This window comes from Kitasatospora sp. NPDC051705 (assembly GCF_044453265.1).
Lineage (GTDB): Bacteria > Actinomycetota > Actinomycetes > Streptomycetales > Streptomycetaceae > Kitasatospora.
Map to the genome: position 1 here is coordinate 41,468 of NZ_JBITCO010000022.1, position 19,075 is coordinate 60,542.

Genomic DNA, 19,075 nt, shown 5'->3' on the forward strand with positions numbered 1-19,075 from the left:
CGTGGTCACGACGCCGTCCGTACCCGCCCCGAATCCGCCCGGCCGGCCCGCCGCCGGAGCCCGACGAGCCCACCCGGGGGCCAATGTTGGCCGTGTTGACCCGTCAGTAACGCCCTCCTATGCTCAACGGCGTTCGCGATCCGGCACCGGGGCCGGGGCCGCCGTGCCCGCCCGTTCCCGGCGCCGTCACGGCTCGAAGGACTCCTCCCATCACCACCTCCCTCGCCCCCTCGGGCGACACCGACCACCCGGACGGCGAACCGGCCGCCACCGGCACCGGCCACTCCGGCGACGCCCCGTCCACCACCGACACCGGCCACCCCGGCGACGAACCGGCCGCCAGCGGAACCGGCCGCCGCCGCTTCCTCACCTACCTGCTGGCCGCGCCGACCCTCACCGTCGGCGCCCGGCTCGGCCTCGACGCCGCCGCGCCCGCCACCGCGCGGGCCGCCGTCCGCGCCGCCGCGGCCACCCAGGAGGCCGCCGCCCCCTCGCAGTTGATCGGCCTGCCCGGCATCCCGGACATCCTCGACCTCGGCGACGCACTGATCCTCGCCGGCCTGCCGACCTCGCACCTGCTGGTGCTCGAACTCACCGCCGCCGGGCGCGCGGTGCTGCACCTGCCCCGGCTGGAGGTCGGCCAGGGCCTCACCACCGCCATCGCGATGCTGGTCGCCGAGGAACTCGACGCCCGGCTCGCCGACGTGGACGTCCCGCTCTCCGACGGCCGCCCCGAACTGCTCTTCAACCAGCTGACCGGGGCCTCCAACTCGGTGCGCTCGCTGTACGACCCGGTGCGCGCCGCGGCCGCCGCCGCCCGCGCCCGGCTGGTGACCGCCGCCGCCCGGCGCTGGAACGTTCCGGCGGACACCCTGACCACCGCCGACTCCGCCGTCCTCGCCCCCGACGGCCGCCGGGCCGGCTACGGCGAACTCGCCGCCGAGGCCGCCTCCGTCGCCGCCCCGGCCGTCTCCGCCGCCCCCAAGCCGCCCGAGCGGCAGCGCCTGGTCGGCACGCCCACCGGCCGGATCGACGCCCGCGACATCGTCACCGGCCGCGCCGTGTACGCCGGCGACCTCGCCGTCCCCGGCGCCGTGCCGACGGTGGTCGCCCGCCCCACCACGATCAACGGCACCCTGCGGTCCCTGGACGCCTCCGCCGCCCGCGCGATGCCCGGCGTGCTCGGCGTGGTGCAGATCCCCAGCGGAGTCGCCGTCCTCGCCGAGACCTTCGACCAGGCCCTCAAGGCCCGCGACGCCCTGCGCACCGCGTGGAACCCGGGGCCGCTGGCCGGGCTCTCCGACCCCGACATCCGTACCCGGCTGCGCGCCGCCCACGCGCCGTTCCTCGTCCCGCCACTGCTCACCCGGTACGTGGACGGCGAGTTCGACTTCGCCTTCGTCAACCACGCCCCGATGGAGGTGCTGACGGCCGTCGCCGACGTACGGCCCAACCGCGCCGAACTCTGGTTCGCCGCACAGACGCCGATCGTCGCCCAGCAGACCATCGCCGCCGAACTCGGCCTCCCCCAGGACGCCGTCACCGTCCACGTGGTGCGCGGCGGCGGCTCGTTCGGGCGCCGGCTGTTCTTCGACGCCGCGCTGGAGGCCGCGCAGATCTCCCGGGCCGCCGGCCGCCCGGTCAAGCTGATGTGGACCCGCAACGACGACATGCGCCACGGCCGGATGCGCCCCGCCAGCCACCACCGGATCCGGGCGACGTACGCACTCGGCCAGGTCCTCAGCTACGAACACCGTGCCGCGACCGTCAAGACCGACTTCCGGCACGGGCTCGGCGAGAGCCTCACCGCCGCCGGCTTCAACCTCTCGCTGGCCGGACTCAGCCTCGCCCAGGCCTTCTTCCTGCTCAGCGAGAAGAACCCGTACGACGTCGGGCTGCCCACCCAGCTCCTCGCCGAGGTGCCGCTGGACATGCACACCGGCAGCTGGCGCTCGGTCTACTCCGGCACCGTCCGGGTCGCCGACGAGATCATGATGGACGAACTCGCCCGCCGGATGGGCCAGGACGCCGTCGCCTTCCGCCGGGCCCGACTGCGCAGTGCCGCGGGGCGCGCCGTCCTCGACACCGTCGCCCGGGAGGGGTCCTGGGGCCGGCCGATGCCTCCGGGGCAGGCCCAGGGCATCGGCTACCACGACGAGAACGGCGGGTGCACCGCCTACCTGGTCGAACTCGACGCCACCGACGCGGCCGGCCCCCGGGTCACCAGGGCCGTCATCGCCGCCGACCTCGGCCGGGTGATCAACCCCCGTGGCCTGGAAGCCCAGTTGACCGGCGCGCTGATCGACGGCATCTCGGTGATCCTGCAGGCCGGCAACCACATCGACAACGGCGCCGTCCGGGAGGGCAGTTACGCCGACTTCCGGTACGCGCGGCAGCGGAACAGCCCGCCGGTGGTCGAGATCCACCTCATGCCGCCGAGCGGATCCCCGGGTGGTGCGGGCGAGTTGGGCGTTCCGGCGGCCTCCGCCGCGGTCGCCAACGCCTACGCGCGCGCCACCGGCACCAGCCCCCGCTCCTTCCCCGTCACCTTCTGACCCACCGCTTGACCCGCCGCCCGACTCCCCCAGCCAAGGAACCCCACCACGCCATGCCCACCCACACCTTCGTCCTCAACGGGCAGCCCGTCACCGTCGAGGCCCCGGACGACATGCCGCTGCTCTGGGTGCTGCGCGACAAGCTCGGCGTCACCGGCCCCAAGTACGGCTGCGGGGTGGGCGTCTGCCGCGCCTGCACCAGCCACCTGGACGGCCAGGAGTTCCAGCCCTGCACCCGATCGGTCCGGGACTGCGAGGGCCACAGCGTCACCACCATCGAGGGCCTGGCCGACGGCGACACGCTGCACCCCGTCCAGGAGGCCTGGCTCGACTGCGACGTCGCCCAGTGCGGCTTCTGCCAGCCCGGTCAGATCATGACCGCCGTCGCCCTGCTGCGCCGGACCCCGGCCCCGACGGACGCGGACATCGACCAGATCCAGAACATCTGCCGCTGCGGCAGCTACCCGCGCATCCGCGAGGCGATCAAGCGGGCGGCCGCGCAGCAGGCGCACAGCTGATCCCGCCCCCGCCCGGCGGACGGGCGGGGGCGGGGTCGGGCACTGTCAGCAACCGCCGATCGAGCCGTTCTGCCAGGCGAAGTGGAAGTACCAGTTGCTGTCCGCGTAAGCCCCGTAGACGTACGCGGTGTCCCAGTACTCCGCGCCGTTGGCGCCCAGGTGAGCGGCGTGGATCCGGTACCAGACATTGCCCTGGTTGTTGATGTCCTCGCCCCTCGTCCAGCAGTCGGGGGCGATCTTGTCCCCGGTGTGGCCGACACCGGAGAGGTCGTAGACCCACGGCTTGTAGGACGGCCAGTACGACTGGGGCATGGAGTACAGGCCCACGCCGTGTCCGCTGGAGACGTGGCTGGTGAGGTAGTACCACCCGTCGGCGTTCGCGTTGCCGGCGGACAGACCGACCCCGCCGGCCGCCAGCGCGACCACGGCCGCCGCGGTCGCGCCGCGTCGCCCGATCCTCTTGAGAATGCCCTTGCCCATGTCAACTCCCCTGTTCGGTGTGAACCGTTGACGTGCCGCCCGGACAACCCCGGCGGCGGGACACAGCTGACCGGACGACACGGGCTGTTCGGTAGCACCTGACGGAAACTGACAACACCTGACACCACGCGCCGAACAGGCCGAACACGCCTTCCCCCCAAGGGGTTTCGACGGAGGACTGAACACCGCCGTCACACAGGGCTATGATCCGTACCCGACAATCGAGCAACGGCACCGAGGGATCCGACATCTGACAACGGGGGTCGTCGTGGCGGAGCAGAAGTCCAAACCGGGGCAGGAGGCGCCGGCGCCGGCGCCCACCCCCGCCGAGAGTCTGGCGGCCGACCTGTGCCGCCTGCGCCTGGACGCCGGGAAGCCGTCCTTCCGCACGATGGCAAAGACGGCCGGGTCGATCTCGCACACCACGCTCTACGAAGCGGCGTCCGGCGCCCGGGTCCCGTCCTGGCCCACCACCAGGGCGTTCGTCCGGGCCTGCGGCGGCGACGAGGCGCAGTGGCACGCCCGGTGGACCGCCGCCGTCGGCGCCGAGCAGCCCGGCGCCACCCCACCGGCCCCGGCCGCAACCCCGGCCCCGACGGCCCCACCGGCCTCCGCACCGGCCGCGGCCGCCGGTCCGGCGCCGGGCGGACAGCCGGGCGGGCAGTCGGGCGGGCAGCCTGGCGGGCAGTCGGCCACGCCGCGCCCACGCCGCCGCCGGATCTGGACCCATGCGATCAGTCTGCTGGTCGGCATCGCGCTCGGCAGCGGCGGCACACTCGCCGTGACCGGGCACGACACCCCGGCCGCCGCACCGCCCGACGCGCACGGCTGCCCCGCCGGGGCCTCCGGACCGGCCGCCTCCGACCGGCCGTCCGCGACGGAACGCCCGGGCGAGGGTCCGACCGGGGCTCCGACCGGGGCTCCGGCGGAGGATCCGGCCGGGGCCGCGGGCACCACCGGCCCGGCCTGGGTCGCCCGCACCGCCGCCGACCAGGAGGCCGTGTCCAGCACCGGGGCCGACCTCCCGGTGCGCTCCCCCGTCGGCCGGGGGGACGCCCTAGTCGTCACGATGATGCTGACCAGCACCTGCCCCGGCGCCGTCTCGGTCACCGACACCGGGCAGGACCGCTTCCAGGTCCTCGGGGACGTGACCGACTCGCTGCGCCACCGCGTACTCGTGCTCGCCGCCTTCCGGGCCGCCGGCCTGACCACCGCCGACACGGTCCGCGCCGACTACCCGCGGGCGAGCAAGTTCCACATCGCCGTCGACGAGTTCCGCGGCGTCACCACCGCCCGGTCCGCCGCCCGCGCCTCCGGGGACGCCGGCGGGACGACCTTCACCACCGACTCCGGCTCCGTCGCCTGCCGGCCGGGCGACCTCCTGGTGGGCGCGGTCGGCAGCAACACCGGGACGGCGCCGGCCTTCGGCAGCGGCTGGACGGCCCTGCCCGCGCTCGCCCTCTCCTCCTACCGCCTCACCACCGCCCACAAGATCGCCACCGACCCGGACCACTGCGCCGCGGCCGGACGCACCACCTCCCAGTGGGGGGCCGTCCTCGCCGTCCTGCGGTAGGCCCGCTGTTTCGGATCTTGCCGGGCGCACGACGGCGGACCGGTCCGCCGTCGTGCGCCCGGCGGGATCCGCCGGGCGATCCCCGACCACCCGCGCCGGAACCGGCTACGCGGTGGCCGGGTCGCGACCGAAGAAGGCGGCGAGCCGGTCGTAGGGCGGGGCGCCCTCGGGCGCGGTGACCTCCGGCCCGAAGGCGTGGTGGTCCTCCTCGCCGCCGCGGTACTCGGGTTTGAGGGCGCCATGGGCCCAGGCGAGGGCGGCCAGCGCCACCTCGTGGTCCAGCCCGTCCGTGGACTGGCCGGTGGCCCGGGCCAAATCCCAGCCGTGCACGGCGAATTCGGCGATCTGCTGGTCCACCGGGAAGCGGGCCGGCAGGGTGCCGAACCCGGGGACGTCCACCGTGCCCGAGAGGTCGCCGGCCGCCCGCCAGGCGTCGACGAGGCCCTCGGCACCGGCCTCGAAGGCGTGCAGCCAGTCCTCCTCGACCCGCTCGAAGGACTGCGACCAGTCCGGCTGCCCGCCCTGGGCCCGGACGGTGAACTGCCGCAGGTCGAAGAGCAGGTGGCTGACGAGGTCCCCGACGTCCCAGGAGCGGCAGGCGGTCGGGTGGCCGGCCAGCTCGACGCCGGTGCCGTCGATCAGCCCGGCGGTCTGTGCGAGGGCCCGGGCGAGCAGCACGATCGGGTCTTCCGTGGCGGTCATGGCGCGCCTCTCGGTCGGCGGAGGTCGGGATCACGGGTCGGACCGGGTGATCGTAAACGGCGCCACCGACAACCGCCCGGCGCGACACCGACCCGGTGGTCGCACCACCGGACCGGCACCACGCCCAGCTCCCGCGCCGCGCGAGCCCGCGGGCCCACGAGCCGTCAGGCAGCCAGGCAGCCAAGCACTCAAGCACTCGAGCGCCAAGGCCGGCGAACCCTCGAGCCCTCACACCGTCAGGCCGCGAAGCCCCCGTCCACCGCCAGCTCGGCACCGGTGACGTACCGGCCGTCGCCGCCCACCAGGTAGGCGACGGCCGCCGCGACGTCCGCGCCCGCCCCGAACCGGCCGAGTGCGGTCAGCCCGCTCTGGAACCCGGCGGACGGGCCGTCGGCCGGGTTGAGGTCGGTGTCGATCGGGCCGGGGTGGACGACGTTCGCCGTGATCCCCCGCGGGCCGAGCTCGCGGGCCAGCGCCTTGGTCAGTCCGATCAGCGCCGCCTTGCTGGTCGCGTAGAGGGTGGCGCCGGGGAAGGCGACCCGCTTGGCGATGCAGCTGCCGATGGTGACGATCCGTCCGCCGTCGGCCAGGTGTTCGGAGGCGGCCTGGGCGAACAGGAAGGGCGCCCGGACGTTCACCTCCAGCACCCGGTCGACGTCGGCCGGCGCCAGCTCGCCGATCGGGCCGAGGACGCCGACGCCCGCGTTGTTCACCAGGACGTCGAGCCGCCCGAAGCGCTCGACGACGGCCGCCACCGCCTCGCGCACCGCGCGCGGGTCGGCGCCGTCCGCCCAGACCGCCCAGCCCCGGCGCCCCATCGCGGTGATCTTCCCGACGACCTCCTCGGCCTGCTGCCCGCCGTCGCGGTAGGTGAGGGCGACGTCGGCGCCGTCCTCGGCCAGTCGCAGCGCGATCGCCGCCCCGATGCCCCGGCTGCCGCCGGTCACCAGGGCCACCGTGCCGTCGAGCTCCGCCACACCGTTCATCGTCATATCTCCAGAACTCCTCGTTCCGATCTCGGACATGACTCGATCCTGCGCGCCGGCGGCCGGAAGCTCCGGCGGTATTCAGACGTCGCGTTCAATCTTCAACTACCACCCGGGCGCCCGCCCGCGCCCCTGCACGCCGGCCCGCGCACCACCCGACGCGCACGACCCGACGCACACCACCCGCCACCGTCGAGCCCACTGCCGTCGGACCCATCACCACCGGCATCCGGAGCGCGACCGACGCACCGCGCCGAGCGGCCGCCCGGAGGGGCGACCGCTCGGCGCGGGTGCGGGGAGGCGTCAGACGGCCAGCGTCTGACCCGGGAAGATGAGGTCCGGGTTACCGCCGATGGTGCGGGCGTTCTTGCCGTACAGGCTGTCCGTGTCGATGCCGAACTTGGCCGCGATGCCGCTCAGCGTGTCGCCGCTCCTGACGGTGTAGCCGCCGTGGGAGCCGCTCTGGGCGGTGTTCTTCTCGGTGGACGGGGCCGACTGGGCCGGCTTTGCCGACGGCTGGCCCTTGGGCGCCTGCTGGGGCTTCGGCGCCTGGGCCTGCTGCGGGGTCTTGGCAGCGGGCTTGGCGGCCGGCTTCGCAGCGGGCTTGGAGTCGGGCTTCGGGGCGGGCTTGGCGGGCGCCGCCTCCGAGGTGTCGACGGCGGCGGGGGCGCCGCCCTTGCTGAGACCCGCCTTCGCCGAGCAGACCGGCCAGGCGCCGGGCCCCTGCGAGGCGAGCACCTTCTCGGCGACGGCGATCTGCTGACCCTTCGTCGCCTGGTGGGCCTGGGGGGCGTAGGCGGTCCCGCCGTACGCGGCCCAGGTGGAGGGGGTGAACTGCAGTCCGCCGGAGAAGCCGTTCCCGGTGCTGATGCTCCAGTTCCCACCGCTCTCGCACTGGGCGACGGAGTCCCAGGTCGAGGGGGTGGCGGCGGAGGCCGAGGTGGCCGTGACGAGGCCGGCCACCGGCAGGGCCGCGACGGCGGCGCCCGCGACGACCGCCATCCGCACGCGGTTGCGCTTGGTGACGGCGGTCTGGGTGGCAGCGGCGGTCTCGTGACGGTGAGTCATGAAGGTCCTCTCGACAAGCCCCGGGCGGGCGTGCGGAACCAGACCCGGGACAGGGCCGGCTCGATCGCGCTCACCTCGCTCGACGGGCGGCCGCGCACGTGTCGGACGTGCCGTGCCGCCCCGGCCACCTCCGCTCGCCGACGGCCTGTTCGAGCCGGTCGCGTCGGCGGGCACGGCCCTCGCGCCGGTGGTCAGTCGGCGGGCCGTGCGTCGGGGTGAACCCGGGTGGTGCTCGTTGCACCGCGAAAGAAGCTACGGGCCGTCCAGCGGCGCAGCAAGCAATTCTTGGTCCCCGCAGCTCAGTTGACTGTTACCGGCGGTATCGATCAAGGAAGGCCGTCCAGTTCGACCAGGTTTGACCACATTTTCAAGATCAAACGGTCAATTTCCGTGCCCGCGCTCACATCTGTCCATCCGTGACACCGAGCACACCATCGACGAAGGGTCACGGATCATCGACGGAGGGTGACCGCCATAGCCGGAGTTCCCGGCTCCGCGCACCCAGCGAGTGGCGTGCGCCACATCCGCGACGCTCCGCGACCGGACGGCTGCCCTCAGTCCCGGCCGCCGAGCTCCGCGTCACGCGCCAGCAAGGCCGCCTGGACCCGGTTCTCACAGCCCAACTTGGCGAGGATCCGGCTGACGTACGTCTTCACCGTCGCCTCGCTCATGTGGATCCGGGCCCCGGCGTCCGCGTTGGACAGCCCCTCGCCGAGCAGGGCCAGCACCTCCAGCTCGCGCCCCGTGAGCACCTCCAGGCGGCGCCTGGCCGCCGCGCCGCGGGCCGCCACCGAGGCGCTGCGCCCGGTCGCCAGCGAGTCCACGATGTGCCGGGTCGCGGCCGGGGAGAGGAAGGCGTTCCCGCTGGCGGCCGCGCGCACGGCCTGGATCAGCTCCTCCGGAGCGGTGTCCTTGAGCAGGAAGCCCGCGCCCCCCTCCGTCACGGCGCGCAGGACGTTCTCGCGCTCCCCGAAGGTGGTGAGGATCAGCGCCCGCGCGCCGGGGGCGGCCCTCGACAGCTCCCCGAGCGCCGTCAGCCCGTCCATCACCGGCATCTGGATGTCCAGCAGCAGGACGTCGACCCGGTGCGCCCGGGCCAGTTCCAGCGCCTCCCGGCCGTCGGCGGCCTCCGCGACCACCTCGATGTCGGCGGCGGAGCCCAGGATCATCCTGATCCCGGCGCGGATGAGCGGCTCGTCGTCGGCGACGAGGACTCGGATCACGGCTGGTCATTCCCCTCGAACGGTCTTCCGGCTGGAACACCATCCTCACACCTCCCGGGGAGGGGGCCCGCGTCAGTTCTTCGCGCGGTAGTGCTGCTTGTCCACCAGCACGCCGTCCCTGAAGCAGAACCGGACCACGTTGTCCTCGCCCCAGACCTCGCTGAGGTCACCGGAGAGGTACCAGCGGCAGTGCGCGCCCTCCGGTGGGGTCGGCCCGGTCTTCTTGTAGTCCTCGGTGAAGAAGTCGTTGCCCCGGGGCAGCAGGCGCAGCACGTCCGGCTCCGGGGTGCCGACCTGCAGCTCGTCGTAGACCGACTTCTTCACCGTCGCGTCGTCCGTGCCCTGGACGAAGGCCACCACGCCCCAGATCAGCAGGCCCAGCACCGTCACCCCGACCACGGCCACCCCGACGGCGCAGCCGAGCGCCGGGCTGCGCCGGCCGCGCTCCGCCCCGTCGGCCGGCGGCAGGCCCTCCAGCAGCCAGTCCTCGACCCCGGCGTCGGCCCCGTCCCCGGTGCCCTCCGCCCCCTCGTAGGGCAGCACGCCGGCCAGCCGGAACCCCTGTTCCGGGGTCGGCCCCGCGTGCACCATGCCGCCGACCAGCCGGGCGCGCTCGCGCAGCCCGGTCAGCCCCTGTCCACCGCTGACGGCGGGGCCCGCGCCGGCCCGCGCGCCGACGAGCTCCGGGGCGCGCGGGTTGACCACCTCCACCACCAGGGCGTCCGGCTCGTACCGGAGCGCGACGGCGATCGGTGCGCCGGGGGCGTGCTTGTGCGCGTTGGTGAGCGCCTCCTGGACGATCCGGTACGCCGCGTGGTCGACCGCGGCCGCCAGCGGGCGCTCGTCGCCCTCCCGGGAGAAGGAGACCTCCGCCCCGGCCGCCCGCGAGGACTCCACCAGTTCCCCGATGCCGTCCACCCCGCCGCGGCCCGGCGCCGCGCCGGGCGCCGGAGCCCCCGCCGTCGACTCGTCGTGCAGCACCCCGACCACCTCGCGCAGCTCGCGCATCGCCGCGACCGCCGCCTGCCGCAGCACCCCGACCGCCTCCCGCTGCCGGTCGGTGAGGGTGCGGTCCACCTCGAGCGCCCCCGAGTGGACGGAGATCAGCGCGAGCTGGTGGCCGAGGCTGTCGTGCATGTCCTGGGCGATCCGGTGCCGCTCGCGCAGCCGCGCCTGGTGCACCACCATGACCCGTTCGCGCAGCAGCTGGTCGTTGCGCTCGCGCAGCGCGTCCAGCAGCGCCCGGCGCTGCGCCCGGTAGCGGCCCCAGAGCGCGGGCAGCACGGCGAACAGCAGGAAGCCGCCCAGCGAGAAGCCGAAGATCAGCTTGGGCGAGACCGCGGCGTCCTTGAAGACCCCGGTGACGGTGAACAGCACCCAGCCGAGCAGGAAGGCGCCGATCAGCCGGCCGACCCGGCGGATCCGCGCCCCGGCCGACCAGCCCGCGCAGACCAGCAGCACCACCGGCCCGACGGACCAGCCGGTGGCGGCCGCGGTCAGCACCAGCACCGTCGCCGGGAAGGCCGGCCGCAGCGCCCAGAGCACCGCGACGGCGAGGCCGGCCCCCACCGCCGTCCCGGTGCCCTCGCCGGAGGCCAGCTCCAGCAGGGCGGCGACCGCGCCCATCAGCAGCGCCAGGGCCCCCTGGCCCACCACCCGGCGGGCCGGCCAGGGCCCCGGGAACGCCGTCCGTACCGCCTTGCTCCAGGCCCGTGCCATCGCATCCACCCGTGGAGGCTACCGGGCCGCCGGGCGCCGCGGCCGCCACCGTTCGTCGCCGCCCGCGCCGACGAAAGTCGCGGCCCGGGCCGGTCAGCCGAGGGCGGTGAGCAGCAGCGCCACGTCGTCCACCCGGTGCGAGGAGCCGACCTCCCGCAGCAGCCGCTCCGCGAGCCCCTCCAGGTCCTCCGGGCCCACCGGCCGGCGGCCGCGTCCGAGCGCGGCCGCCAGCCGGTCCACCCCCTGGTCGATCGACACCGCAGGGTCCTCGACCAGCCCGTCCGTGTACAGCGCGAGGACAGCGCCGGGTTCCAGCAGCACTTCGCTCACCGGGTACTCGGCCCGGTCGTCCACCCCCAGCAGCGGCCCGCCCGGCACGTACAGCGCCTCGGTGCGGCCGTCCGGGCGGCACAGCACCGGCGGCAGGTGCCCGGCCCGGGCGATCCGGGCGGTCCGGGCGCCGCCCTCGGCGGGGCCGAGCCGGACCAGGCAGCAGCTGGCGAGCAGGCCCGGGTCGAGGTCGAGGTGCAGCCGGTTGGTGCGGGCGAGCACCTGGCCGGGCGGGTCGCCGCCGGTCGCGAAGGCGCGGACGGCACTGCGCAGCTGGCCCATGGTGGCCGCAGCGCCCACGCTGTGTCCCTCCACGTCGCCGATCACCAGGGTGAGGTCCGATCCGGTGACGATCCCGTCGTACCAGTCGCCGCCGATCTCCATGCCCTGGGTGCCGGGCAGGTAGCGGGCGGCGATCGCGATGCCGGGGACCTGCGGCAGCCGGTGCGGCAGCAGCGCCTGCTGCAGGCCCCGGGCCAGCGCGAACTCGGCGTCGTACAGCCGGGCGCGTTCCAGGGCCTGGGCGATGAAGCCGCCGAGCGCGGTGAGCAGGCCGCGTTCCTCGAGGGTGAAGGGCCGCGCCCGGTCGAAGCCCAGGATGCAGCTGCCGACGGGATGGCCGGAGGCGATCAGCGGCAGGAAGGCCCAGGCGCCCATCTCGTCGAGCTCGATGCCCGGGTAGGCGGCGGCGAGCTCGTGGACGGACTCGAAGAAGATCGGCGTGCCGGTGCTCAGGGCCTCCGCGCCGGGGATGCGGGCGCTGATCGGGGTGCCCTCGAAGCGGTCCAGGAAGCCGTCCGGGTAGCCGCTCTGCGAGACCAGGTTGAGGTGCTTGTCGCGCACCGTGTAGATCGCCAGCTCCTGGCCGCCGAAGGCCGGCAGGATCTCGTCGGCCACCGCGCGGCAGACGTCGCGGACGCTGACCGCCTCGGTGAGCGCGCTGGCGAGCTGCAGCAGGTGGTAGGTGCCCCCGACGCCGGTGCGGATGATCGGCGGGGTGGCGGCCGGCGGCTCGGCCGCGCCCGGCGGCGGCTCGGCGGCGACGACCCGGCCGGTGACGCCGTGCACGTCGGGGTAGAGGGAGAAGGCCAGCCAGCCGTCCGGGCGGGCGGCGAGGAAGGCGGTCGGCCGCTGGGAGAGCAGGGCGGCCCGGTAGCGGCCCTCGTAGAAGGGGTCGGCGAGCCAGGGCAGCACGTCCCACGGGTGGTGGCCGATCAGCTCCTCGCGACGGGCCTGCAGCAGCGGCTCGATGCCCCGGTTGGCGTAGGTGATCCGGCCGTCCGGGTCGAGCGAGAACACGCCGTCGCGCAGCCGCTCGACCGCGGCCGCGGCGGCGGTGAGGGTCCCGGCGTCCAGGACGGCGCCGACCAGGTGGGTGCGGCCGTCGACGATGGCCGAGGGCACCCTGGCCCAGAGCTCCACGGGGTACGGGTGGCCGTGCGGTCCGAGCACCCGCACCCGGGCGGCCAGCACCTCGCCCTTCTGCAGGGCGGTGCGGGCGGCGGCCCGGAACGCGGCGAGGTCGCCGGGGGCGATCCGGCGGCCGAGGGCGGCCACCGTGCCGTCGAACTCGCCGGGCCGGAACCCGAAGATCGCCAGGAAGTGCTCGTCGGCGGCCAGCGCGCCGGTGGCCGTGTTCCAGTCGAAGAGGCCGACCCGGGTGGCCGGTGCGGACTCGGCAGGGATCTCCACCACGGCGGCGCCGCCGTCCGCCTCCGCCGGGTGCCCGGCCGCCTCCAGGCCCGCGAGCCCGGCGGCCAGCCGGCCGGCGACCTCGGTCAGGACCTCCGGGGCGTCCTCCGGCACGCCTTCGTCCGAGGCCGGCCAGAGCACGCTGAGCACCCCGTACCGCTCCTCGCCGCCGGCCACCGGCACGCAGGCGGACGCGAAGTCGTAGGGCATGCCGACGGCGAGCTGCGGGAAGCGCCGCATGGTGTCCTCGGTGCCGGCGAGGGTGATGGTCCCGCCGGTGCGGAAGCTGACCGCGACGGGCAGCGGGCCCGCCGCGGGGATCCGCCGGAACGGGCTCATGATCGACAGCGGCACGCCCGCGATCGTGCAGAGCACCAGCGACCGGCGGTCCGGCGAGCGCAGGTACACCATCGCGCCGTACGCCCCGGTGTCGTGCAGCACCCGGCGGACGGCGCTGCTCAGCAGCTCGTCCCGCCGGTGGCCCGTCGGGTGGGCCGGTGCGGGCGCGTCGGGCGGCTGCGGCGGGTGCGGGTCGGGCCCCTCCGCCCGGGCACGCCCGGCCGCGTGCGGATGGCGCATGCTCTTTTGCTACGCCGGGCCCAGGGGCGTGTCAAGGCGAGCCCGGGGTGCCCGGGGCCACCGCTTGCGCCAGCATGGACGCCATGCCGACCGGCCGCACCACCGTCGTCAACCTCAAGGGCCACCGCGACGACCCGGACTTCACGGACGTCGTCTACGTGGGCCGCGCGATGCACCGCGGCGGCTGGCACCTGCCCGGGTCCCCGTTGCACTGCCCGTTCCGCCCCGGCCCCGGCCTCACCCGGGAACGGATGCTCGTCGAGTACCGCGCGTACCTACTCGACCGCCCCGACCTGCTCGCGCTGGTGCCGCCGCTGCGCGGCCGGCGGCTGGGCTGCTGGTGCGCGCCGCTGCCCTGCCACGCGGACGTGCTCGCCGACCTCGCCGACCACGGGCCCGGCTGACGGGCCCTGACGCTCGCGCGGTGCGCGCCGGACGGTTCGCGCTCGTTCGATATCCTCCGGGCGAACGGCGGCGCACCGGGCGCCCCGGGGGGATGGGGGGCCGGGTCCATGCAGTCACCGTCGACCGAGGAGCCCGCGCGGCAGAGCGCGTGGCAGTGGGACGGCGAGGCCGACGGCGGCGCGCAGGAGGCCGCGGACGTGATCGGCGGTGGCGGCGACGGCCCCCGGCCGAGCCGGCGCCGGCTGCTGATCGGGGCAGGGGTGCTGGCGGCCGGCGGCGCGGCGTGGGCGTTCGGCCGAACGGGCGCCGACCGGACGACTCCCTCCCCCGGCCCGTCCCGGCCGCCGGGGCCGCCGCCCACCGCGCTGTCCGGCCCGCAGCCGGTGTGGACGTACCGCGGCCCGGAGCCGATGACGCCGGAGCGGCTGGTCGCCCCGGCGAAGCGCCCGGTGTTCCTCTCCAGGGCCGGGCTCCAGGTCGTGGACCCGGCCACCGGCAGCGCGTCCCGGCTGGTCGTCGTGGACCCGCCGGAGAGCCGGAGCTGGCCGAGCGACCTCAGCACCCGCAGCAAGGTGCTGCTCGGCCCCGAGCACGCCTTCACCACCGCCTTCGAGGGGCACCTCGACGCCCGCCACCTCACCGACCCGTCGGCCGACTGGAGCCTGCCGCTGCCCGACGGGCTGCAGCCCGGCCCCGAGCTGACCGGGTACGCGGACGGCGTCCTCTACGGCTTCAGCTGGGGCGGCTACCGCGAGGACGGCCAGATCGAGAGCCGGCTCTTCGCCCTGCGGGTCGCGGACCGCTCCCTGCTGTGGAGCGTCCGCAGCGGGCGGATCGAGCAGCCCGTCGCGCCCGCCGTGGCGGGCGGCCGGGTGGCCTGCGTGCGCAGCCTCGGCAACCGCGCCGAGCTGGTCGTGCGGGACGCCGCCGACGGCCGGGAGCTGTGGACCGGCCCCGGCGACGAGGACCTGCGCTGGTGCACCGCCGGACCCGACCACGTCTACGTCCCCGACGGCGGCGGCGGTGTCCGCGCGCTGGGCTCCGACGGCGGGCGGGCCTGGACGCACTCCCCCGCCCGGGGCGAGTCCTGGCGCGCGATGCCGCCCGTCCCGGACGGCCCGCGGGTGTACGTCCCGCGCGACGACGGCCTCGTCACCGGCCACGAGGCGGCGACCGGCGCGGTGCAGTGGACCTGCCGCCTGCCGTTCCTGCTGGACCGCCGCAGCCACCCGGTGCTCGCCGGCACCACCCTGTTCGTCCCCGGCCCCGCCGTGGGCGGGGTCTGTGCGGTCGACACCGCCACCGGCCGGCTGCTCTGGACCTTCCGCGACTCCGGCCCGGGCAAGGACGTCTGGACCCTGGCCGCCGACGCCGACCGCCTCTACGCCGGGCACGACGACGTCCTGCACGCCCTCCCCCTGCACTGACCCGGGACGCGCCGGGGCAGGATGGGCGGATGCAGGTACGACCGATCTCCCCCGACCGACTGGCCGAGCTGCTCGCCGAGCGCATCACCGCCCTGCCCGGCGCCGGCGAGCGGTGGCTGCGGGTGGCCGTGGACGGCGCCGCGGCGGCCCGCCCCGACCTGCTCGCCGACGCGCTGGTGGAGCCGCTGCGGCTGCTCGGTCGCCCGGCCCTGCGGGTGTCGGCGGCGGGCTTCCTGCGCCCGGCCTCGGTCCGCCTGGAGTACGGGCACCAGGACGCGGACGCCTTCCACGACCTGTGGCTGGACGACAACGCCCTGCTGCGCGAGGTGCTGGATCCGCTGGAGCCCGGCGGCAGCGGCCGGGTGCTGCCCTCGCTGCGCGACCCGGTGACGGACCGTTCGACCCGCGCGCCGTACACCGAGCTGCCGCCCGGCGGGGTGCTGCTGCTGGACGGGCCGCTGCTGCTCGGCCGCTGGCTGCCGCTGGAGCTGACCGTCCACCTGGCGCTCTCCCCCGCCGCGCTGGCCCGCCGCACGCCCGCCGACCAGCGGTGGACACTGCCCGCCTTCGCCCGCTACGAGGCGGAGACCGGGCCCGCCGACGCCGCCGACCTCACCGTACGGGTGGACGACCCGCGCCACCCCGCCCTGATCGAGCGGCCCTGACGGCCGACCCGGCCGGGGCCGGCCCGCGCTGGCAGAACGGGCACCAGTAGGCCACCCGGTCCTGCGGCGGGGCGCCCTGGCGGGAGGTCAGGACGAGCGTGCCGCAGCGGGGGCAGGGGCGGCCGGCCCGGCCGTAGACCCAGTGCTGGTGGCCGCGCCGGGTGTCGCCGGTGGTGACGTGCCCGGGGCGCAGCTTGTTGGCGTCCAGGAGGTCCCGGGCCCGTGTCACCAGCCGGTCGGGGTTGCGGAGTTCGCCGATCTCGGTCCACGGGGTGACCCCGGCGAGGTAGCAGAGTTCCGCGGCGTAGACGTTGCCGATCCCGGCCAGGTTGCGCTGGTCGAGCAGGGCTTCGGCGAGCGGCCGGGCGGGGCGGGCGAGCAGCCGGCGGACGGCCTCGACCGGGTCCCAGTCGGGGCCGAGCAGGTCGGGCCCGAGGTGGCCGACGGCGCGCTGCTCGTCGGCGGTGCGCAGCAGTTCGACGACGGGCAGCCGGTAGCCGACGGCGGTGCCGCGCTCGGTGCCCAGGACGGCGCGGATCTGCCAGGCGGGGCCGCCGGTCCAGCGCTCGCCGGGGCGGTAGACCTCCCAGCGGCCTTCCATCCGCAGGTGGGTGTGCAGGGTGAGGGCGCCTTCGAGGCGGGTGAGCAGGTGCTTGCCGCGCGGGACGACCTCCAGCACCCGGCAGCCGGCCAGCCCGGCGGTGGCGTGCGCGGGCACCCGCAGGTCGGCGCTGGTCAGCAGCTGCCCGGCGAGGGTGTCGTGCAGCCCGGCCGCCGCGCGGTAGACGGTGTCACCTTCCGGCATGTCTCCATCCTCCTCCACGCGGCGGCCCGGCCGGGCGTCATCGGGCGTCTTCGTCCCGGGGCTCGCGCACCACGACCACGGGGCAGGGCGCGTGCTCGGTGAGGTGGCGGCTGACCGAGCCGAGCAGCACGCCGGAGAAGCCGCCGAGGCCGCGGCTGCCGACGACGAGCAGCGCGGCGCCCTTGGCGGCCTCCAGCAGGGCCCGGGCGGCGCTGCCCGGCATCACGCTCTCGCTGATCGGGACGGCGGGGTCGTCGCCGACCACCCGGACGACGGTCTGCGAGAGGGTCCGGCCGGCCAGCTCCTCGGGGTTGAAGCTCTCGGTGGGCGGCACGGACGTCCCGACCCAGCCGTAGAACGCCGGGTACTCCCAGGTGGTGACGGCGCTGACCGTCCCGCCGACGGCCTTTGCGTAGTCGACCGCCCAGCGCAGCGCCTGCTCCGAGGCGGGCGAGCCGTCCACGCCGACGACGATCCGGGGCTTGCTGCTCATCGCGTTGCTCCGCTCTGCTCGGTGTTCCGGCCCGGTGCCCCGGACCCGGGTGGCCGGTCGGCCGGGGGCTCAGCTCCGGTACGCGGCCCAGGAGTCGGCCATCCGCCGGGCCTGGCCGGGGGTGAACTGGTCCATGCAGTCGTCGTAGCTGTAGTCCATGAAGTTGTGGATCGGGTCCTGGCCGCCGAGCGGGCAGGTGTCCCGGCCGTCGGGGCATCCGTAGGCCGCGCTGCGCTCGGGCGGGGTGTCGTCGACGTAGTCGCCGGGGGGCAGGCAGCCGCCCTGGAAGGTGTGGAAGAGGCCCATCCAGTGGCCGGTCTCGTGGGTGGCGGTGCTGCCCAGGTTGTAGTGGGTGGCGGAGCCGCCGGGCAGCGAGGCGTCGAGCACCACGACCCCGTCGTCCACGGGGTCGGAGCGGTAGGCGTTCGGGAAGGTCGCCCAGCCGAGCAGCGACTGGCCGAGCTTGGCGGTGTAGAGGTTGAGCGTGCCCTGGTCGCCCTTGCGCAGCGCCTTCTTCATCGCCTTCTCGGCGGCGGAGCCCGGGGTCATGCCGGTGTACCAGGAGGCGTTGTCGGTGTAGTCGGTTCCGGCCAGCTCGAAGTGGAACTGGGTCGGGGTGTTGCCGCTGCCCTGGCCTCCGTAGGTGGCGTTGAGGTGGTCGATCTGGGCGGCGACGGTGCCGCCGTCGAGGTTGCCGGCGGCACCGGAGTGGATGACGTGCACGTAGACCGGGATGGTGGTGGTGGAGCCGATCAGCGGGCGGTGGCCGAGCTGGGCGAGCCTGTTCTCCAGGTCGGCCTGCATGGCCCGGGCCTCGGCGTGGGTGACGGCGTTCGGGTCGCCGCCCGCCTGGCTGCCGGCCGGCTTGCGGGCCGCGGCGTCGGCATCGACGGCGGCGCCCGCGCAGGCGGCCGGTGCGGCGGTGGCGTGCGGGTGCGGGGCCGGGGCGGCGAGCTGGCCGAGGCCGGCGGCCGCCACCAGCGCGGCGGCACAGGGGAACAGGCGGGGGGCACGCGAGCGCACCCGGACAGTACGGCGCATCAGCGCTCCTGACGGGGAGTCGACGGGGGGCGGCCGCGCCCCGGACCCGCCCGGCGCGGACCCGCCGAGACTACGACGCCGGGAAGTCGATCTCCCGCAGGGCGCGCGCGGCGGCGCGGTCGAGTACCACGGTCGACGCACACCCGGCCGGCGGCCGGCCCGAACCGGTGAGCCGGCTCCGCAGCCGTCCGACGGCCGCCCGGTGCCGGGCGAAGGCGTAGCGGGAGACCCCCTGCCCCCGGTGCTGCTGGCCGTCCCGCGCCTCGGCCGGCCCGACGTCCAGCAGCAGCAGGTGCACCCGGCGGCCCTGCCGGGCGGCGGCGCGCACCAGCCAGCCCCGCACCCAGGGCTGGGTGCCGCAGTCGTGCACCACCAGGGGCCCGCCGGCCAGCACCGCGCGGCGCAGCCGCCGGTAGTGCGCGATGCGCACCAGCGGGCGGTAGAGGGCGTACGGGAGGCCGGCGGGCAGCCGGGCCGCGTACTCCTCGCGGACCAGCTGGGAGTCGACCAGCGGGACGCGCGCGCAGCGGCGCATCAGGGTGCTCTTGCCGCTGCCGGGCAGCCCGGAGACGACCAGCAGGTCCCCGGCGGGGTAGTGCAGCGCCGCCGGGCCGGGGCCGCGGCGCAGGTCGTGCAGACCGGGCGGCACCCGGACCGCCCGGTGGGCGGGGGCGCGCGGCGGCGGCACCCGGGGCGCCGCCGCCTCCGCCGTTCTCGTCCTGGTCACCGGGCCTCCCCCCGCCGTTCCTCCCCCTGGAGCATTACGCATTCCCAAGGGCGAGTAAAGGCCGGAGGTCGGGGCGGGTACGGACGG

General features: G+C 75.8%; 17 protein-coding genes. 6 read left to right on the top strand and 11 right to left on the bottom strand.

What is annotated here, in order from left to right; all coding sequences use genetic code 11:
• Nucleotides 1-119: 119 nt before the first annotated feature.
• Nucleotides 120-2,555 (top strand): molybdopterin cofactor-binding domain-containing protein, encoded by a 2,436-nt coding sequence (locus ACIA8Q_RS24805; protein ID WP_360209693.1) that lies wholly within the window; start codon nucleotides 120-122, stop codon nucleotides 2,553-2,555.
• A 53-nt stretch (nucleotides 2,556-2,608) separates the two neighbouring features.
• The gene (locus ACIA8Q_RS24810) at nucleotides 2,609-3,073 is read left to right on the top strand and encodes a (2Fe-2S)-binding protein (RefSeq protein WP_360209691.1); all 465 of its coding nucleotides are present in this window, start codon (nucleotides 2,609-2,611) and stop codon (nucleotides 3,071-3,073) included.
• Nucleotides 3,074-3,118: 45 nt separating this feature from the next.
• Here ACIA8Q_RS24810 and ACIA8Q_RS24815 read toward each other — a convergent pair whose 3' ends face one another.
• Nucleotides 3,119-3,553 carry a hypothetical protein gene (locus ACIA8Q_RS24815; RefSeq protein ID WP_360209689.1) on the bottom strand — a complete coding sequence of 145 codons (435 nt, stop codon included), beginning with the start codon at nucleotides 3,551-3,553 and terminating at the stop codon, nucleotides 3,119-3,121.
• A 268-nt stretch (nucleotides 3,554-3,821) separates the two neighbouring features.
• Between ACIA8Q_RS24815 and ACIA8Q_RS24820 the strand changes: the two genes are divergently transcribed.
• Nucleotides 3,822-5,126: a hypothetical protein gene (locus ACIA8Q_RS24820; protein WP_360209687.1), complete on the top strand. Its 1,305-nt coding sequence runs from the start codon at nucleotides 3,822-3,824 to the stop codon at nucleotides 5,124-5,126.
• A gap of 105 nt (nucleotides 5,127-5,231) precedes the next feature.
• On the opposite strand, the gene ACIA8Q_RS24825 is transcribed toward ACIA8Q_RS24820, so the two are convergent.
• The 6 genes from ACIA8Q_RS24825 to ACIA8Q_RS24850 form a co-directional block, all read right to left on the bottom strand.
• The gene (locus tag ACIA8Q_RS24825; RefSeq protein ID WP_360209685.1) at nucleotides 5,232-5,828 is read right to left on the bottom strand and encodes a TIGR03086 family metal-binding protein; all 597 of its coding nucleotides are present in this window, start codon (nucleotides 5,826-5,828) and stop codon (nucleotides 5,232-5,234) included.
• A 236-nt stretch (nucleotides 5,829-6,064) separates the two neighbouring features.
• Nucleotides 6,065-6,820 carry an SDR family NAD(P)-dependent oxidoreductase gene (locus tag ACIA8Q_RS24830; RefSeq protein WP_396317698.1) on the bottom strand — a complete coding sequence of 252 codons (756 nt, stop codon included), beginning with the start codon at nucleotides 6,818-6,820 and terminating at the stop codon, nucleotides 6,065-6,067.
• A gap of 297 nt (nucleotides 6,821-7,117) precedes the next feature.
• Complete coding sequence (locus tag ACIA8Q_RS24835; protein WP_360209683.1) at nucleotides 7,118-7,882, bottom strand: transglycosylase family protein; 765 nt, start codon at nucleotides 7,880-7,882, stop codon at nucleotides 7,118-7,120.
• A gap of 554 nt (nucleotides 7,883-8,436) precedes the next feature.
• Nucleotides 8,437-9,105 (bottom strand): response regulator transcription factor, encoded by a 669-nt coding sequence (locus ACIA8Q_RS24840; RefSeq protein WP_360209681.1) that lies wholly within the window; start codon nucleotides 9,103-9,105, stop codon nucleotides 8,437-8,439.
• Nucleotides 9,106-9,177: 72 nt separating this feature from the next.
• Nucleotides 9,178-10,824 (bottom strand): histidine kinase, encoded by a 1,647-nt coding sequence (locus ACIA8Q_RS24845; protein WP_360209778.1) that lies wholly within the window; start codon nucleotides 10,822-10,824, stop codon nucleotides 9,178-9,180.
• 93 nt (nucleotides 10,825-10,917) lie between these two features.
• Entirely contained in the window at nucleotides 10,918-13,425 is a 2,508-nt protein-coding gene (locus ACIA8Q_RS24850) for a SpoIIE family protein phosphatase (protein WP_360209679.1), read from the bottom strand.
• An 83-nt stretch (nucleotides 13,426-13,508) separates the two neighbouring features.
• Here ACIA8Q_RS24850 and ACIA8Q_RS24855 point away from each other — a divergent pair, with 83 nt between their 5' ends.
• From ACIA8Q_RS24855 to ACIA8Q_RS24865, 3 genes are all read left to right on the top strand, one after another.
• Nucleotides 13,509-13,829 (top strand): DUF4326 domain-containing protein, encoded by a 321-nt coding sequence (locus tag ACIA8Q_RS24855; protein ID WP_360209677.1) that lies wholly within the window; start codon nucleotides 13,509-13,511, stop codon nucleotides 13,827-13,829.
• Nucleotides 13,830-13,937: 108 nt separating this feature from the next.
• Nucleotides 13,938-15,257 carry a PQQ-binding-like beta-propeller repeat protein gene (locus ACIA8Q_RS24860; RefSeq protein ID WP_360209675.1) on the top strand — a complete coding sequence of 440 codons (1,320 nt, stop codon included), beginning with the start codon at nucleotides 13,938-13,940 and terminating at the stop codon, nucleotides 15,255-15,257.
• 29 nt (nucleotides 15,258-15,286) lie between these two features.
• Nucleotides 15,287-15,922: a uridine kinase gene (locus tag ACIA8Q_RS24865; RefSeq protein ID WP_360209673.1), complete on the top strand. Its 636-nt coding sequence runs from the start codon at nucleotides 15,287-15,289 to the stop codon at nucleotides 15,920-15,922.
• Here the strand turns inward: ACIA8Q_RS24865 and ACIA8Q_RS24870 are convergent.
• From ACIA8Q_RS24870 to ACIA8Q_RS24885, 4 genes are all read right to left on the bottom strand, one after another.
• Nucleotides 15,870-16,727, bottom strand: a complete 858-nt coding sequence (locus tag ACIA8Q_RS24870) for a DNA-formamidopyrimidine glycosylase family protein (protein WP_396317699.1) — start codon at nucleotides 16,725-16,727, stop codon at nucleotides 15,870-15,872. The two genes, ACIA8Q_RS24865 and ACIA8Q_RS24870, sit on opposite strands and share 53 nt — an antisense overlap.
• Nucleotides 16,728-16,764: 37 nt before the next feature.
• Entirely contained in the window at nucleotides 16,765-17,220 is a 456-nt protein-coding gene (locus tag ACIA8Q_RS24875) for a universal stress protein (protein WP_360209669.1), read from the bottom strand.
• A 69-nt stretch (nucleotides 17,221-17,289) separates the two neighbouring features.
• Complete coding sequence (locus tag ACIA8Q_RS24880; protein ID WP_360209667.1) at nucleotides 17,290-18,261, bottom strand: zinc metalloprotease; 972 nt, start codon at nucleotides 18,259-18,261, stop codon at nucleotides 17,290-17,292.
• A 70-nt stretch (nucleotides 18,262-18,331) separates the two neighbouring features.
• The gene (locus tag ACIA8Q_RS24885) at nucleotides 18,332-19,030 is read right to left on the bottom strand and encodes an AAA family ATPase (RefSeq protein ID WP_396317700.1); all 699 of its coding nucleotides are present in this window, start codon (nucleotides 19,028-19,030) and stop codon (nucleotides 18,332-18,334) included.
• Nucleotides 19,031-19,075 lie beyond the last annotated feature (45 nt).

Coding starts and splice junctions, on each gene's coding strand:
- ACIA8Q_RS24805 (WP_360209693.1), top strand. CDS start 120: ATGCTCAACGGCGTTCGCGATCCGGCACCGGGGCCGGGGCCGCCGTGC.
- ACIA8Q_RS24810 (WP_360209691.1), top strand. CDS start 2,609: ATGCCCACCCACACCTTCGTCCTCAACGGGCAGCCCGTCACCGTCGAG.
- ACIA8Q_RS24815 (WP_360209689.1), bottom strand. CDS start 3,553: ATGGGCAAGGGCATTCTCAAGAGGATCGGGCGACGCGGCGCGACCGCG.
- ACIA8Q_RS24825 (WP_360209685.1), bottom strand. CDS start 5,828: ATGACCGCCACGGAAGACCCGATCGTGCTGCTCGCCCGGGCCCTCGCA.
- ACIA8Q_RS24830 (WP_396317698.1), bottom strand. CDS start 6,820: ATGACGATGAACGGTGTGGCGGAGCTCGACGGCACGGTGGCCCTGGTG.
- ACIA8Q_RS24835 (WP_360209683.1), bottom strand. CDS start 7,882: ATGACTCACCGTCACGAGACCGCCGCTGCCACCCAGACCGCCGTCACC.
- ACIA8Q_RS24845 (WP_360209778.1), bottom strand. CDS start 10,824: ATGGCACGGGCCTGGAGCAAGGCGGTACGGACGGCGTTCCCGGGGCCC.
- ACIA8Q_RS24850 (WP_360209679.1), bottom strand. CDS start 13,425: ATGCGCCATCCGCACGCGGCCGGGCGTGCCCGGGCGGAGGGGCCCGAC.
- ACIA8Q_RS24855 (WP_360209677.1), top strand. CDS start 13,509: ATGCCGACCGGCCGCACCACCGTCGTCAACCTCAAGGGCCACCGCGAC.
- ACIA8Q_RS24860 (WP_360209675.1), top strand. CDS start 13,938: ATGCAGTCACCGTCGACCGAGGAGCCCGCGCGGCAGAGCGCGTGGCAG.
- ACIA8Q_RS24865 (WP_360209673.1), top strand. CDS start 15,287: ATGCAGGTACGACCGATCTCCCCCGACCGACTGGCCGAGCTGCTCGCC.
- ACIA8Q_RS24870 (WP_396317699.1), bottom strand. CDS start 16,727: ATGCCGGAAGGTGACACCGTCTACCGCGCGGCGGCCGGGCTGCACGAC.
- ACIA8Q_RS24875 (WP_360209669.1), bottom strand. CDS start 17,220: ATGAGCAGCAAGCCCCGGATCGTCGTCGGCGTGGACGGCTCGCCCGCC.
- ACIA8Q_RS24880 (WP_360209667.1), bottom strand. CDS start 18,261: ATGCGCCGTACTGTCCGGGTGCGCTCGCGTGCCCCCCGCCTGTTCCCC.
- ACIA8Q_RS24885 (WP_396317700.1), bottom strand. CDS start 19,030: ATGCGTAATGCTCCAGGGGGAGGAACGGCGGGGGGAGGCCCGGTGACC.